The following is a 334-nucleotide window of genomic DNA, read 5'->3' as shown; positions in this document are numbered from 1 at the left end:
GCGAGGAGGTCTGGCAGCAGCTCGCCGAGGGCATGCGGTTCATCCCCGGCGACTTCGACGACGACACCGCGTTCGAGCAGCTGCGCAGCACCGTCGACGAGCTCGACAAGGCCCGCGGCACGAGCGGGAACTACGCCTTCTACCTGTCCGTACCGCCGAAGTTCTTCCCCAAGGTCGTCGAGCAGCTGAAGCAGCACGGTCTCGCGGACGCCCCCGAGGGTTCCTGGCGGCGCGCGGTCATCGAGAAGCCCTTCGGCCGCGACCTTTCGACCGCACGGGAGCTGAACGCGCTCGTGCACGACGTGTTCGAGCCGGACCAGGTCTTCCGCATCGA

The 334-nt window shown here is 68.0% G+C and carries 1 pseudogene; it reads left to right on the top strand.

Going from position 1 to position 334, the window contains the following annotated elements:
• Nucleotides 1–334 (top strand): annotated as a pseudogene (locus M8J74_RS44335) (glucose-6-phosphate dehydrogenase); the annotation flags it as partial.

Source organism: Streptomyces panaciradicis (assembly GCF_023516615.1).
Lineage (GTDB): Bacteria > Actinomycetota > Actinomycetes > Streptomycetales > Streptomycetaceae > Streptomyces > Streptomyces panaciradicis.
This window is presented reverse-complemented; position numbering and strand designations above follow the sequence as displayed.